Here is a 14,387-nt window from a genome sequence, read left to right as displayed (position 1 = left end):
TTCGAGAACCGGAGCGCAGCGTACTACAGTACGTGAGCACCCGAAGCGCAGAAAAACACGTCAAATGACCATCAGGGTGGATCAATCAAATTGCCTCACGAAGGTGATAGGATTTTGGCCTAGTGAGATTGCCATAGCCAATAGCCGACATGGCAGCGCCCTTGCCTGTCTCCTTGACACCGGTCCATACCAGCGCCGGGTCGATATAGTCGCAGCGGTTCATGAACACCGTGCCTGTCTCGATGCGGTCGCCTATATCCGCCGCGTGGTCCGTGTCGGTCGTCCACAGCGATGCTGTCAGCCCGTATTGGCTGTCGTTCATCAGCGCCACGGCCTCCTCATCATTGCGCACCTTCATGATGCCGACGATGGGTCCGAAGCTTTCTTCGCGCATGACGCTCATCTGGTGATCGACGCCCGTCAGCACTTCCGGCGCGAGATAGGGCGAACCGGCCCTGTCATTGGCAACGCTCATATTGACATGCGCCTTCGCGCCCTTGCGCAGGGCTTCGGCCCTCTGTTCGCGCACGAGATCGGCAAAGCGCGTCTGCGCCATCGGTCCCATTGTCGTTGCCGCATCCAGCGGATTGCCGACCACATACTGCTTGGTGAGGTCGATGAACCCATCGACGAAGCGGTCATAGACCTTTTCGTGCACATAGATCCGCTCGATGCCGCAGCAGCACTGGCCGGAATTGAAAAAGGCGCCGTCGACGAGATTAGCAACCGCGTGATCGAGATTGACATCCGGCAGCACATAGGCAGGGTCCTTGCCGCCAAGCTCGAGCCCCAGCGTCATGAATGTCCCGGCAGCCGCCTTCTCGATGGCGCGCCCGCCACCCACGGAACCGGTGAAATTGACATGATCGATGCGCCCCCAACCCAGCAGCTTTTCAGTCTGGGCATGGTTGAGCACGATGTTCTGGAACACGCCTTTCGGCAGGCCTGCCTTTGCAAAGGCCTGAGCAAAACGTTCGCCGACGAGCAGCGTCTGCGCCGCATGTTTCAGGATCACGCTGTTGCCCGCCATGAGCGCCGGGATGATCGTGTTGACCGCCGTAAGATAGGGATAATTCCACGGCGCGATGACCATGACCACACCGAGCGGCGCATGCTTGATATAGCGACGGAAGCCCGGCTTGTCGTTTTCGACGACGGGCGCCAGCGCCTGTTCGGCGATCTTGACCATATAACGCGTGCGCTCTTCGACGCCGCCCTTTTCGCCGCCGTAGCGTACCGGCCGCCCCATCTGCCAGGCGATCTCGGGCACGATCTCGTCATTCATCGCGAGCAGCGCATCGAGCGCCGCGAGACAAAACCTGCCACGCTCGGCAATGCTCGTCTGAGCCCAATCCACCTGCGCCCTCTTGGCCGATTCCACGGCGGCATCGATAGCCTTTTCGGTTGCGATGGGACGTTCCGCATAGACGGAGCCGTCGATCGGCGTAATCAGTTTGACCGTGTCGGTCATGGCAAAACCTCACATATTTAGTTTAAGACCCCTCCCCGTCGCTTCGCTCCGTCCCTCCCCACAAGGGGGGGTAAGATCGTTGCACCTGTCATTACTGCCATCGTCAAGCTTGAAAGTATCTCAAACTTGGCTCCATTTACCCTCCCCCTTGTGGGGAGGGAGGCTGCGCAGCAGCAGGGAGGGTATTCCTACATTTCAGTTCTTCAATACCGTTCGAAGCCGCGATGCAACTCCCAGTCGGTCACCCGGCGATCATATTCGAACTGTTCCCACTTCGCCGTATGCACATAGTGTTCGATCACATCTTCACCCAGCGCCTCTTTCAGCATCTTCGAACGGCTAAGCGTATCCGTCGCCTCACGCAGCGTCTTCGGAATTTCCCGTAAGCGCGCCCCGCCATAGGCGTCACCCTGGAAAGGCTTGCCGAGTTCCAGCTTCTCGTCGATCCCGGCAAGACCGGACGCGATGAGCCCGGCAAAAGCGAGGTAGGGATTGAGATCGGCACCACCGATGCGGCACTCGATACGGATACCTTTTGTCCCCTCGCCGCACAGGCGGAAGCCAGCGGTGCGGTTATCGAGACTCCATACATTCTTCGTCGGCGCAAAGGTGCCCGCCTGAAAGCGCTTGTAGGAATTGATATAGGGCGCGAGAAAGTAGGTGAAATCATCGGCATATTTCAGCTGTCCCGCCACCCACTGCCGCATCAGCGGCGACATCGTGTGTTCAGCCTTTTTATCGAAGAACAGCGGCGTCTTGCCGTCTGCGCTCCACAGGGAATTGTGGACATGGCTGGAGCTTCCGGCGAGGGAGTAGTCATATTTCGCCATGAAAGTGATGGCCTTGCCCATCTGGGTGGCGATTTCCTTGCAACCATTCTTCATGACCACATGGCGGTCGGCCATTTCCAGCGCTTCGGCATAACGCACGTTGATCTCTTCCTGGCCCGGACCCCACTCGCCTTTGGAATTTTCGACCGGAATGCCCGCGTCAAACAGACCGTTGCGGATAGCCCGCATCACCGCGTCTTCCTTGGTGGTCATCTGGATCACGTAGTCCTGGATGTAGGGCGAAGCCGTCGTCATGCCCTTCCAGTGCTTGGCACGAGCGCTCTCATAGGTCTCGTCAAACAGGTAGAATTCAAGCTCCGAGGCGAAGTAGGCGAGATAGCCGCGATCCTTCAACCGGGCGAGCTGGCGCTTCAGGATGCTGCGCGGCGAATGCGCCAAATCCTCGTGGTGGTGATGGTCGAGAATATCGCACAGAACCAGCGCGCATTTCTCCAGCCATGGAATATGGCGGATGGTGGTCAGGTCCGGCTTGATGACGAAATCGCCATAGCCCTGTTTCCAGCTCGCCGCCTTGTAGCCCGGCACCGGCTCCATATCGATATCGTTGGCAAGGAGGTAATTGCAGCCATGCGTTTCGTCATGCGCGGATTCGACGAAATAGGAAGCGTGGAACCGCTTTCCTATCAGCCGGCCCTGCATGTCGACGAAACAGGCCAGAACCGTATCGATCTCGCCATTGGTCACGTGGCGCTTTAATTCGTCGAAACTCCAATGTCCGGGCATATTTTTTCCTCAAAAACGTCAATCTTGGGCAAAATAAAGGGGCGACCGGCCAGAGCTTCGGCCGGTCGCCCTTGGTTCTGAAATCAGCCCGTTTCGCCGACAGCCTTTTCCGCAGCGGCAATTACCGCGGCGCGTCTGGCCACTTCTTCGCCAATGGGCGGTCCACGGAAGCGGCGGCGTTCGAAGCCGTACCAGACAATCGCTGTGACGACCAGGAACCCGACAGTGATATAGAGCGCCCATTCATTCGGCGGCTGGATGCCGATGATGAAGATCAGCGCCATGGCAAGCGCGGAAAGCACCGCAAACAGCTTGAACGTGGCCTCACCCAGGTTCCACGGTCCCATCTTGTTCCATTTCGGAGTGCCCCAGGCAAAGAAGCCCAGCGCAATCGGAATGGCGAACGAGAAGAACAGGAAGATCACCGTGCAGGAAACGACGATCGTGTAAACCGGTGTCTCGCCGATCGACACCAGCGATGAGCCCCAGACAAACAGGACAGACAATATCGAGCCTGTCCAGATCGCAGCTACCGGCGTGCGGTGCTTCCGGCTCACTCTTGACAGGGCGCTGGCCCCGGGCAGGCCTTTGTCACGGGCAAAGGCGAAGATCATGCGCGAGACGGAAGTAACCGTCGCAAGACCGCACAGGAACTGTGAGATGAAGATCAGGAAGTAGAGTATATCCTTGATCAACGGATTAACCTGCTCGCTCATCGCCCAGAAGAACACGTTCCAGCCCTGCGCAGCCGCCGCATTCATATCGGGGATCATCAGCACAAAAGAGCAAAGCATGATGTAGCCGAAGATAGCAGACCATAGTACTGACGAGATCATTCCACTTGGCACCGAATGAGCCGCCTTCTCGGTTTCTTCGGATGTATGCGCAGAAGCATCGTAGCCGGTGATCGTATAGATCGGCAGCAACAGGCCGAGAAGGAACACCCAAAGACTGGACGTCGATGGCCATACCGACGCACCGGTCAACGTTCCATCGGCAGCCATTGTCGGTTGCCCCGAATAGTTGGCGAAGGTGAATAGACGGCTAATGTCATAGCTATCGGCAACCGCCAGGCACACGACCGACAGGGCAATCGCCGTGGCGAAGATCAGGTAGCCTGAAAAGTCCGTCAACTTGGCAGTGAGGCCAATGCCCATGTGATTCACGAGGGCCTGCACACCCGTCAGAATGACGAGGAAGATGATTCGTACCGCAGTCGTATCCTCCATGCCGAGATAACCGCCGAAAGCACCGATGAAGAAATAATAGGTGCCAACATTGATCGCGCCGAGAACGGTGATGAGGCCGAGCAGGTTGAACCATGCGGTCAGCCAGCCGGTGCCGCGATTACCGAGGATCGAACCCCAATGATAGAGACCGCCCGCGGTCGGGTAGGCTGAGCTGATCTGCGCCATGGCAACGGCGAAGACCGCAGAAACGAGACAGCCGAGCGGCCAACCGATGCCGATTGCGGCACCGCCCGCGCCGGAAGTCGCCTGCGCCAGCGAATTGATGCCGCCGGACAGGATGCAGATGATCGAGAATGAAATTGCGAAGTTCGAGAAACGGCTCATTCGCCGTTCCAGCTCCTGGGCATAACCCATACTATGGAGGACCTTCACGTCCTCCAATTTGTCTGTGTCCGTATAATCTTGGTGTGTCATCACGTTCCCCTGTTATTCTTGAAAGAGTTGCAACGTCAGATTACCAGCCGCCCGCAAGCGCAAATAAACGCACTAATTCCTGTTTGCCGTTTCCTTCTTTGATGTCCCCGCTTTTCCCGTAAGCGGGTTTTGTACGATGTTTTCGAGAAGGCGTGAGAGCAGATCCCCCCACATCTTCTCTTCCTGCTGCGTGGTGATGAGATCATTGCGTATCTCGATCATCACAGCCGGCAATCCAAAGGCGGAAGCGTGCCGCTCCAGCGTGGAATAGACACGGTCTGCCGGTGAATAGGGTTCATTGACGCCGACGCTGAATTGATTGAGCGACTGCAGGCCTGCAATCAATGGCGCGGCTATCCTGTCGTCGTCGTCATGAATGATGCCGATGTGCCAAGGCCGCTCGACCCCGCGATAGACCGGCGTATAGGAATGAACCGCCACATAAATTGGCTCGGGAAGGCTCCTGCTCGCGCGTTCCCGCGCCAGCTCTGCAATGGCCGCATGATATGGCGCATGCGAAAGCGCGATACGCTGTTGCCTTGCCGTCTCGTCAAGATTGAGATTGGCAGGGATTGTCGTCGCTTCGCTCAACGAGGGGATAAGGTCCGGCGCATCCAACGTCCGGTTGCAGTCTATAATAAGACGCGACACGCAGGATTCGACCAGTGGAGCATCCAGCTGTTGGCTCATGGCTTGACTGACACCCAGGGCACCTGGATCCCACGCGATATGTCTTTGCAAGTCCGCAGGCGACAAGCCCAGCGTGCCGTAACCTTCCGGCACATAGTTCGAAGCATGATCGCAAAGAATAACAAACGACCCGCTCCCGTCGGGGTTCGACACCCGGACAGGACTCCATTGATGCTCCATCCCTTTGGGGATCGCCTGGCCCATTTTTGCCCTTTCCGGCAAACTGTACTTTACGTTACATTTTGTATTTTTATTTCCGCTCTCGTATGATTTGATACACAACAATTAAAATTGTCAAATCCGAAAATCATGTTTGCCAAATTCGGATTATGGCTGGAGGGGAAAAATACCGATGAGCGCCAGCATTTCCGAGCTGATAGCTGAGAAAATCGACACGATGCCGGCATCGGAGCGCAAGGCTGCACAGACGCTTATCGCCAATTATCCGTTGATCGGTTTACGCACCGTAGCGGAGTTTTCGACTCAGGCGGGCGTGAGTTCACCGACGATTCTGCGCTTTGTTTCCCGCCTCGGCTTCCAAAGCTATCCGGAATTTCAGGGCGCGTTGCAGGAAGAGCTCGCCGCGCAAGTTCAATCGCCATGGAATCGGGCAGCAGCGATCCAGCCTTCAAAGGGCAGCGCCGCATTTCCGCTCATGGAAGCTGCGATCGAGAATATTCGCGAAACTTTCCAGCATCTGTCGGCTCAGCAACTTGATGACGTAACGGACGCCATCAGCCACAGCCGCGCCCGCATCTACCTTCTGGGTGGACGCTTTACCGATCCCATTGCCAGATACATGGCTGTGCACCTCAAGATCACCCGTCCGGGCGTCACACACCTGACCGGACAGGAAAGTCACTGGCGCGACCAGCTGATCGATATGGGCAAGAAGGACGTCCTCATCATCTTCGACATCCGCCGCTATCAGGACAGCCTGATCCGCTTTGCCGAAAAGGCGCAGGCGCGCGGCGTCGAGATAGTCCTCATCACCGATCAGTGGCTCTCGCCCATCGCTCGCTTCGCCCGCCATGTCATTGCCGGACGCACGGCCGTCCCCTCGCCATGGGACTCGTCCGCCACACTTTTTCTCGTCGCTGAAACCCTGATCGCCGAGGTCACGCGCAAGCTGGAGAAAAGCAGTGCAAATCGCATCCGCGATATGGAACAGCTACGAGATAGCTAAACTGTCAACGCAACTAACCATTGCCGCGACCGCGCATTGATATACAAATGCTGTTCCCGGCCCCAGAGGGCTCGCAGGGCTCGCCCAGCGTTGAAACAAATAGCGAAATAAGGACTATAATCATGCAGCAAGCTGACATCGGATTGATCGGCCTTGGCGTCATGGGCGCCAATCTGGCGCTCAATATTGCCGAAAACGGTTATCGTGTCGCGGTTTTCAACAGGACAGTGGCAAAGACCCACGAGTTCTACGATGAGGCTGGCAGCCTGAGAGACCAGATTATTCCGTGCGAAACGCTGGAAGACCTCGCCAAAAACATCCGCGCGCCGCGCCCGATCATCCTGATGGTCAAGGCCGGCGAAGCCGTCGATGAGCAGATCGCGGCTTTGAAGCCGTTCCTTGCCAAGGAAGACATCATCATCGACGCAGGCAATGCCAATTTCCACGACACGGTGCGCCGTCTTGCCGAACTCGGGCCGAACGATCCGACTTTCGTCGGCATGGGCGTTTCCGGCGGCGAAGAAGGCGCGCGACACGGTCCGTCGATCATGGTCGGCGGCACGCCCGAATCCTATGCCCGCATCGAGCCTGTCCTGACCGCGATATCCGCCAAATATGAAGAAGAATCCTGTGCCGCGCTGCTCGGCCCTGACGGCGCCGGTCACTTCGTCAAGACCATCCACAACGGCATCGAATATGCCGATATGCAGATGATCGCCGAGGTATATGGCGTACTGCGCGACGGGCTCGGACTTGCTCCCGATGCCATCGGCAAGATTTTCGAGAAGTGGAATGCCGGCCCGCTGAATTCCTACCTCATCGAGATCACCGCCAAGGTCCTGCTCGCGACCGACAAGAAGACTGGAAAGCCCGCTGTCGATGTCATCCTCGATAGCGCAGGCCAGAAGGGAACCGGGCGCTGGGCCGCAATCGAGGCGCAGATGCTCGGCATTCCGGGAACCGGCATCGAGGCCGCCGTCGCCGCTCGCTCGATCTCGTCGTTGGTCCAGCAGCGTAGCGAAGCCTCCAAAGCCTATGGCGATCTGAAGACAGCCAAGCTTGCGGATGGGGGCGCTGCCTTCATCGACGCGCTGGAGGAAGGACTTCTCGCCGGCAAGATTGCCGCTTACGCGCAAGGGTTCGACGTCATGGCAGGCGCGTCGAAGGAACACGGCTGGAATATACCGCTTGCAACGACGGCCCGCATCTGGCGTGCCGGCTGCATCATCCGTTCGCAATTCCTCGATCAGATCGCCGCTGCATTCGAAGGCAGCGAGGGCAAGAACCTGCTGCTCGTGCCTGCGTTCGTCGAACGGATGAAAACCGGATCGCAATCGCTCCGCAAGGTCGTCGCTGAAGCTGCTCTTGCAGGACTGCCGACCCCGGCGCTCTCCGCCGCACTAAGCTATTTTGATAGCTTCCGGCAGGCGCGCGGCACAGCTAACCTCATCCAGGCTCAACGCGATTTCTTCGGTGCGCATGGTTTCAAACGGATTGACGAGGAAGGCGATTTCCATGGCCCTTGGTCGGACGCGAACTGATTGCGTTAACTTTTCATTGACCCTCGAACTCGACTGTCTCCGTGGCAGCGACAATGCATCAAGCGTGAGCCGGGTTTAATTCTTCTGGCTCCCGCCACATCTGTGGGGCATGCAAATGCAAGGAAGCGGGCACCAAGAAGCCGCACTGCGAGACCGTTTGAGAATTCGGCTTGACGAGGCAGATGGTGTGATTTTTCGAGGACCGGAGCGCAGCGGACATTTTGGTCCGTGAGCACCGGAAGCAGAGAAAATCGCACCAGATGCCCATCAGGGCGGATTTGCAGAGGCCTCTGAAAGGTTAGACATGTCGACCAACACTTACCAACATCGTGTATATGCTGCTGAACAGCCGGGAATGCCATTGCTCTTCGTGTTCCATGGCACCGGCGGCGATGAAAATCAGTTTTTCGATTTTGGCCGGCAGTTGCTGCCGCAGGCCGGGATCGTTTCACCCCGCGGCGATGTCTCCGAACACGGTGCGGCGCGCTTCTTCCGCCGGACGCACGAAGGCGTCTATGACATGGATGATCTCGCCAGGCGTACCAGCACCATGGCGGGTTTTATTCGCGCGCATAAGGACAAGGCGAAACCGTCGAAGACGGTCGGGCTCGGCTATTCCAACGGCGCCAATATCCTGGCATCCGTCATGCTGTCGCATCCGGACCTGTTCGACGAGGCTGTCCTGATGCATCCGCTTGTTCCATGGACGCCCGCGCCGCAGCTCGGCCTTGCCGGCAAGCGCGTGCTGATTACAGCGGGCCGATTGGATACGATCTGCCCGCCAGCCCTCACACAGACTTTCGCAGATTACTTGATTGAGCAAGGGGTCGAGACCGATCTCGTCTGGCATTCCGGCGGTCACGAAATCCAGCAAAGCGAAGTCGCTGCCATTGAACGCTTCGTTCGCGCCAAGGCCTAAATGAAAACCGGCCCGAATGGGCCGGCTTTTGTCCTACCGCGAGAATCGCAGCGAAACCGGTAATACCCTCATCGCATGCGAGGAACGGCGGCCCTTCGGCGTCAGCAATCCATGGCACCCTTCAAGATGGCCCGGCTTCAATTCCAGCGCGAGGAACCGCCGCCGTTCGACCGGACCCGGCATGGCAAGGTCCGTTGTCTTGGTGCCGCTGAACCCGAAGCGCTCGTAATATTCCGGATCACCCACCAGAATGATAGCTCCATGGCCAAGACGTGTAGCCTCGGCTGTCGCATGGCGCATCAATGCCACACCAATGCCCTTGCCCTTGAGTGAGGGTTCGACCGCAAGCGGCCCAAGCAGCAACGCCCGTACGGGTTTGCCTGCCGCATCGTGTCCGGCCTGGATATCCCAAAGCCGTACCGTACCAAGCAATGTGTTGTCTTCGCCACGCGCCACGAAGGCTAGGCCAGCGGAAGGCAGCCTGCCGCGACGCAGCTTTTCCGACGACTTGCGGCGGCGGCTTGTCCCCATGGCACGGTCGAGCAAAGCTTCGCGCGCCCGCTCGTCCTGAGCGGTTTCGTTGAGGATGGTGAAAGCCTGCGATCCATCCGGATGCAGATTTTGTTCGATAAAGTCTACTGCGCTCATTGTCTTGACCAATCTACGATCGTAAGGCGGTTTCCTTTACCCTCCCCCTTGTGGGGAGGGAGGCTGCGTAGCAGCAGGGAGGGGCCTTTTTGAAATATTCACGTATCGCCCAAAGACCCCTCCCCGGACCTGCGGTCCATCCCTCCCCACAAGGGGGAGGGTAAGGAGGTGCCTACTGTTAAATTACGTATGATCGGAGAGGTTCGAACCCGTTGAAAGCGACGGCAGAGTACGTAGTAGTATAGGCACCCGTACCCTCGATCAGCACCTCATCGCCAATGGTCAGCGAAATCGGCAGCGGATAGGGGTTCTTCTCGTACATCACGTCGGCGCTGTCGCAGGTCGGGCCCGCAAGGACGCAAGGCTCGCTGCGATCGCCATCGCGCGGCGTAGTGATCTGGTAGCGGATGGCTTCGTCCATCGTCTCGGCGAGACCGCCGAACTTGCCGATGTCGAGATAGACCCAACGAACGTTATCGTTGTCGGCCTTCTTCGAGACAAGCACGACTTCCGCCTTGATGACGCCGGCATTGCCGACCATGCCGCGGCCCGGCTCGATGATGGTCTCAGGCAGACGATTGCCGAAATGCTTGCTCAGTGCCTGGAAGATCGCCTGGCCATAGGCCTGCGCTGTCGGCACGTCCTTCAGGTAACGGGTCGGGAAGCCACCGCCCATATTGACCATCTTCAGCGTGATGCCTTCCTTGGCCAATGTATCAAAAACCTGCTTGGCGTCGCCAAGCGCACGATCCCAGGCTGCGAGATCCGTCTGCTGCGAACCGACGTGGAACGATACGCCATAGCTGTCGAGGCCGAGCTTCTGCGCGGCGCGTAGAACGTCCACAGCCATCGCAGGCACGCAGCCGAACTTGCGCGACAGTGGCCATTCGGCACCGGCGCCATCGGTAAGAACGCGGCAGAACACGCGCGAGCCGGGAGCGGCACGGGCGACCTTCTCGACTTCCTCGACGCAATCGACAGCGAACAGGCGAATGCCGAGTTCGAAAGCGCGCGCAATATCGCGCTCCTTCTTGATCGTATTGCCGAAGGAAATGCGGTCAGCAGTCGCGCCGGCATCGAGCGCCATCTCGACTTCGGCAACCGAGGCCGTGTCGAAATTGGAGCCGAGCGAAGCGAGCAGGCGCAGGATTTCCGGCGCAGGATTGGCCTTCACCGCATAGAAAATCTTCGATTCCGGCAGAGCCATCTCGAAATTATGGTAATTTTCCCGAACCACCTCGAGATCAAGCACCATGCATGGGCCATTCGGGCGTCGGGTATTGATGAAGTCGAGAATGCGCTGCGTAGCCATCTTGGGTCTCCAACTCGTAGCGGCACTTCCGGCCGCCTTGATGCAAGTCGCGGTGTCACGGGGTGCGCCCGATAAACCGCTAAGGACAAAGTGCATGAATCCGTCCCCCGCGAAGCCAGCCTTTGGAGATGCTGAAAACACGCGAATGGTCATGCGGCGATGGATCGACGCTAAAAGTCAGCGTAGGTCCGCTTTGTCTGCCTTGGTTTGGATGAACCCATCCGCACTACCGGCAATGAAGGTGTGCCTCTTCAGTAATTCCGGCTTATGGACAGCCGAAAGACACCAGAAAGGCCCGCACCGTCGTTGCTTCAGATGTCCTCAGCTTGGCAGTAGGCCGACAAACTGACTGGAGGGGTTAGTTCCAGGTACCATACCGTTTCCTCACCATAATGAGGATCGGCGGACACCCATGGGCACGTGCGACTTTGGGCAAGGGCCATATAAGTGGAAAGATGTGTCCAATCAATGAAAATAATGGGAAGGCGCAAAATTTTTTATTCATTGAACAACAGGGGATAAATGCCCTAGAATCGTTGAACGATGAACACTATTCCTCCCCTGAATGCCCTGCTTGACCTGCCTTTACCCGACATTTCTTCGGGTGATGGCCCGCTGACTGGTGAAACACTGGCGGTCAAAGACATATTTGACGTGGCTGGCCTGCGCACCGGCTGCGGCAATCCGCAGAAATATGACGAATCAGCAGCGGCCGCCAAAACCGCCCCTGCAATTCAAAGCCTGCTTGATGCCGGCGCGCGCTTCATCGGCAAGACCCAGACGGATGAGCTCGCCTTCTCGATGATGGGCCAGAACACGCATTTTCCCTACCCGGTCAATCCAAAGGCGCCGGATCGCGTTACCGGCGGCTCGTCTTCGGGCTCCGTATCGGCGGTCGCGGGCGGTCTTGCCACCATTGCGACGGGTTCCGACACTGGCGGGTCTATCCGTGCTCCAGCAAGCTTCTGCGGTCTCGTTGGGCTCCGCACTAGCCATGGACGTATCTCGCTGGATGGCACCATGCCGCTCGCGCATTCCCTTGATACATTCGGCTGGTTCGCCAAGGACATTGCGCTCTATGAAAAGGTCGGTGAGGTCCTGCTTGGACCCGATACCCAGGATTTCAAGCTCAACCGCCCGCTCTTCATCCCCCTGCTTGAACATCTGCTTCTTGGTGAAGCGGAAGATGCTGAATACCGGAGGATGTATGGCATCATAGCCGCTCATCTCGGGCATGCGCGTTCGGCCCGCCAGGCCACAGCATCGATGGACGATCTTTATCTCTGCTTGCGGCAGATCCAGGGTTTTGAAGCCTGGGCGGCACATGGCGCCTGGATTTCGGAAAAAGAGCGGAACCTTGGTCCCGCCATCAAAGAGCGGTTTGACTACGGTTCGACCATCGATCTCGAAGCCTACCAGCGGCAAACCAAGCGGCGCGACCTGTTTCGCAGCGAGCTCGGCGATCTCCTGAAAGATGACGGTGTCATGGTCATGCCGACCGTTCCGGGTGCCGCCCCGCTCGTCAGCACGTCCTTCGACGATAGCCAAGCCTATCGCGAACGCTGCGTCCGGCTGTTCTGTCTATCCGGCCTGTCCGGTTTCCCGCAGATCACCCTGCCGCTCGGCCAGGTCCACGGCGCACCATTCGGCATCTCGTTGCTTGGACCAAAGGGCAGCGACCGCGCCCTGATCCGGCTTGGCCGAACCATTCTTCAATCTGCCGAAAGGTTCTGATGGACACGCTCACCCGCATGCGCGCTTTTATCGACGTGGTCGAGGCAGAAGGTTTCTCTGCCGCAGCGCGCAAGATCGGGCGGTCCAAGGCTCTCCTGTCCAAATATGTGCGCGAACTGGAAGATGAACTCGGGGCGCTGCTGCTCAATCGCACCACCCGCCAGTTCTCGCTGACGGAAGCCGGCCACACCTATTACCAGCGCGCCAGCGAAATCCTGCGCGAGGTCGAGAGCCTGCAGGAGGCCGTGCGCGAATCAAGCAGCGACATCAAGGGCCGCATCAAGATCTCGGCATCGCGCTCTTTTGCCGACGCGGGCATCGGCCAGTGCCTCATCGACTTCTGCGCCGAGCAGCCTGACATCATTCTCGATGTGCGGTTGGATGACCGCTTTGTCGATCTTGTCGAGGAAGGTTTCGACCTCGCCATACGCATCACCCGCATGCAGGACTCGTCCCTCATTGCCAAGCGCCTCGCCCCCTTTCGGGTCATCGCCTGCGCCTCGCCAGAACTGATCGAGCGCATCGGCCGGCCGGAACGGCCGGAACAACTGGTCTCCCTGCCCTGTATCATCGACACCAACAATCGTTCCCGCAACACCTGGCAATTTCACAATGAAGGCGGACCGCCGATTTCCGTGCAGCTTTCCGGCCCTATCGAAATCAACAGCCCGCTGGCGACCAGGCGCGCGGCACTTGCCGGGCTCGGCTTTGCCTTGCTGCCGGATTTCATCGCCCTGCCGGACATCGAAAGCGGCAGACTTGTCTCAGTCCTTGAAGAATTTGTGATGCATGACGCCGGTATTTACGCGGTCTATCCGCATCGCCGTTATCTGCCGGCGAAGGTGAGGGTGCTTGTCGATTACCTGACAAAATGGTTCAAAGACAATCGCCGCGCCTGAACCGCAAGACGCGAATGTGTTATATCGTCCCAATTTCGCCAAGTTCGGCATGTCCTGTGCGGCAACTAAAGGGCAAATCCATGCACCAACGATTCGGGGTTTTCATCGGCGCACTGGCCGCGGGATTGACCTTCGCCACGCCAGCCTATGTGCATCCGCATGTCTTTGCCGAGGCTCGTCTGGATATCACCATCAAGCCGGATGGCACCGTCGAGAAACTCGGTCATGTCTGGCGCTTCGACGATTTGTTCTCCAGCACTGTCCTCGTTGAATTCGACAAGAATGGCGATCTGAAGCTCGATGAGAAGGAATTGGCGGATCTCGCCAGCACCATTAACGAGTCCGTCTCGGAATTCGATTACTTCCAGACGGTTCAGCTCAATGGCAAGACCATTGTCATGGCCGCGCCGGAACATTTGCTCGCTGACTTCCAGAACAACCAGCTGCTGATCATCTTCGAAAGCAAGCCGAAACAGCCGCTCAAGCTGGGCAAGAAGACCAGCTTCGGCGTCTACGATCCGACATTCTACACCGCCATCGACTACGTAAATGACTCCGATATCCACGTTACGGGCGTGCCCAACGGCTGTACTCAGAAGGTTGTGCGCCCCGATCCCGACCAGGCAATCGCCCAGAATCAGGCAACGCTGACCGATAGTTTTTTCAACGACCCCACCGGCACCAACATGTCGAAGATATTCGCGACGCGGCTCGAAATCGAATGTCCTGCGAAGAGTTAGGAATGGAAA

Annotated in this window: 12 protein-coding genes; 6 read left to right on the top strand and 6 right to left on the bottom strand. The window is 58.0% G+C overall.

All coding sequences use genetic code 11. The features are described 5' to 3' along the window. Positions 1-85 precede the first annotated feature (85 nt). From ACSQ3H_RS08245 to ACSQ3H_RS08230, 4 genes are all read right to left on the bottom strand, one after another. Complete coding sequence (locus ACSQ3H_RS08245; RefSeq protein WP_436116600.1) at positions 86-1,471, bottom strand: aldehyde dehydrogenase family protein; 1,386 nt, start codon at positions 1,469-1,471, stop codon at positions 86-88. Between the two features lie 203 nt (positions 1,472-1,674). Continuing rightward, the gene (locus ACSQ3H_RS08240; RefSeq protein WP_436116599.1) at positions 1,675-3,045 is read right to left on the bottom strand and encodes a glutamine synthetase family protein; all 1,371 of its coding nucleotides are present in this window, start codon (positions 3,043-3,045) and stop codon (positions 1,675-1,677) included. A gap of 83 nt (positions 3,046-3,128) precedes the next feature. Next, positions 3,129-4,709, bottom strand: coding sequence for an APC family permease (locus ACSQ3H_RS08235; protein ID WP_436116598.1), 1,581 nt, complete (start codon positions 4,707-4,709; stop codon positions 3,129-3,131). Positions 4,710-4,781: 72 nt separating this feature from the next. Further along, positions 4,782-5,603, bottom strand: coding sequence for an N-formylglutamate amidohydrolase (locus ACSQ3H_RS08230; RefSeq protein ID WP_436116597.1), 822 nt, complete (start codon positions 5,601-5,603; stop codon positions 4,782-4,784). Positions 5,604-5,751: 148 nt separating this feature from the next. On the opposite strand from ACSQ3H_RS08230, the gene ACSQ3H_RS08225 reads away from it, so the two are divergent. The 3 genes from ACSQ3H_RS08225 to ACSQ3H_RS08215 all read left to right on the top strand — a co-directional run bounded on the left by ACSQ3H_RS08225 (position 5,752) and on the right by ACSQ3H_RS08215 (position 9,045). Next, entirely contained in the window at positions 5,752-6,585 is an 834-nt protein-coding gene (locus ACSQ3H_RS08225; protein WP_436116596.1) for a MurR/RpiR family transcriptional regulator, read from the top strand. Positions 6,586-6,707: 122 nt separating this feature from the next. Beyond that, positions 6,708-8,126 carry an NADP-dependent phosphogluconate dehydrogenase gene (gene gndA / locus ACSQ3H_RS08220; RefSeq protein ID WP_436116595.1) on the top strand — a complete coding sequence of 473 codons (1,419 nt, stop codon included), beginning with the start codon at positions 6,708-6,710 and terminating at the stop codon, positions 8,124-8,126. Positions 8,127-8,430: 304 nt separating this feature from the next. Continuing rightward, a complete protein-coding gene (locus ACSQ3H_RS08215; RefSeq protein WP_436116594.1) occupies positions 8,431-9,045 on the top strand; it encodes an alpha/beta hydrolase in 615 nt (204 codons plus the stop codon). Positions 9,046-9,078: 33 nt separating this feature from the next. On the opposite strand, the gene ACSQ3H_RS08210 is transcribed toward ACSQ3H_RS08215, so the two are convergent. Both ACSQ3H_RS08210 and odc2 read right to left on the bottom strand, forming a co-directional pair. Then, on the bottom strand, positions 9,079-9,693 hold the full coding sequence (locus tag ACSQ3H_RS08210; protein WP_436116593.1) for a GNAT family N-acetyltransferase: 615 nt from the start codon (positions 9,691-9,693) through the stop codon (positions 9,079-9,081). Positions 9,694-9,871: 178 nt separating this feature from the next. Further along, positions 9,872-11,005, bottom strand: a complete 1,134-nt coding sequence (odc2, locus tag ACSQ3H_RS08205; RefSeq protein ID WP_436116592.1) for an ornithine/lysine decarboxylase — start codon at positions 11,003-11,005, stop codon at positions 9,872-9,874. A gap of 543 nt (positions 11,006-11,548) precedes the next feature. On the opposite strand from odc2, the gene ACSQ3H_RS08200 reads away from it, so the two are divergent. The 3 genes from ACSQ3H_RS08200 to ACSQ3H_RS08190 all read left to right on the top strand — a co-directional run bounded on the left by ACSQ3H_RS08200 (position 11,549) and on the right by ACSQ3H_RS08190 (position 14,378). Continuing rightward, positions 11,549-12,739: an amidase gene (locus ACSQ3H_RS08200; RefSeq protein ID WP_436116591.1), complete on the top strand. Its 1,191-nt coding sequence runs from the start codon at positions 11,549-11,551 to the stop codon at positions 12,737-12,739. Next, positions 12,739-13,638, top strand: a complete 900-nt coding sequence (locus ACSQ3H_RS08195) for a LysR family transcriptional regulator (protein ID WP_436116590.1) — start codon at positions 12,739-12,741, stop codon at positions 13,636-13,638. The genes ACSQ3H_RS08200 and ACSQ3H_RS08195 overlap by 1 nt, the downstream gene beginning before the upstream one ends. An 80-nt stretch (positions 13,639-13,718) precedes the next feature. Further along, a complete protein-coding gene (locus ACSQ3H_RS08190; RefSeq protein ID WP_436116589.1) occupies positions 13,719-14,378 on the top strand; it encodes a DUF1007 family protein in 660 nt (219 codons plus the stop codon). Positions 14,379-14,387 lie beyond the last annotated feature (9 nt).

This window comes from Phyllobacterium sp. LjRoot231, from assembly GCF_964253365.1.
Classification (GTDB): Bacteria; Pseudomonadota; Alphaproteobacteria; order Rhizobiales; family Rhizobiaceae; genus Phyllobacterium.
The sequence above is the reverse complement of the archived record's forward strand: the minus strand, read 5'-3'. Positions and strand labels throughout refer to the sequence as shown.

Coding starts and splice junctions, on each gene's coding strand:
- ACSQ3H_RS08225 (WP_436116596.1), top strand. CDS start 5,752: ATGAGCGCCAGCATTTCCGAGCTGATAGCTGAGAAAATCGACACGATG.
- gndA (WP_436116595.1), top strand. CDS start 6,708: ATGCAGCAAGCTGACATCGGATTGATCGGCCTTGGCGTCATGGGCGCC.
- ACSQ3H_RS08230 (WP_436116597.1), bottom strand. CDS start 5,603: ATGGGCCAGGCGATCCCCAAAGGGATGGAGCATCAATGGAGTCCTGTC.
- ACSQ3H_RS08245 (WP_436116600.1), bottom strand. CDS start 1,471: ATGACCGACACGGTCAAACTGATTACGCCGATCGACGGCTCCGTCTAT.
- ACSQ3H_RS08210 (WP_436116593.1), bottom strand. CDS start 9,693: ATGAGCGCAGTAGACTTTATCGAACAAAATCTGCATCCGGATGGATCG.
- ACSQ3H_RS08240 (WP_436116599.1), bottom strand. CDS start 3,045: ATGCCCGGACATTGGAGTTTCGACGAATTAAAGCGCCACGTGACCAAT.
- odc2 (WP_436116592.1), bottom strand. CDS start 11,005: ATGGCTACGCAGCGCATTCTCGACTTCATCAATACCCGACGCCCGAAT.
- ACSQ3H_RS08190 (WP_436116589.1), top strand. CDS start 13,719: ATGCACCAACGATTCGGGGTTTTCATCGGCGCACTGGCCGCGGGATTG.
- ACSQ3H_RS08235 (WP_436116598.1), bottom strand. CDS start 4,709: ATGACACACCAAGATTATACGGACACAGACAAATTGGAGGACGTGAAG.
- ACSQ3H_RS08200 (WP_436116591.1), top strand. CDS start 11,549: ATGAACACTATTCCTCCCCTGAATGCCCTGCTTGACCTGCCTTTACCC.
- ACSQ3H_RS08195 (WP_436116590.1), top strand. CDS start 12,739: ATGGACACGCTCACCCGCATGCGCGCTTTTATCGACGTGGTCGAGGCA.
- ACSQ3H_RS08215 (WP_436116594.1), top strand. CDS start 8,431: ATGTCGACCAACACTTACCAACATCGTGTATATGCTGCTGAACAGCCG.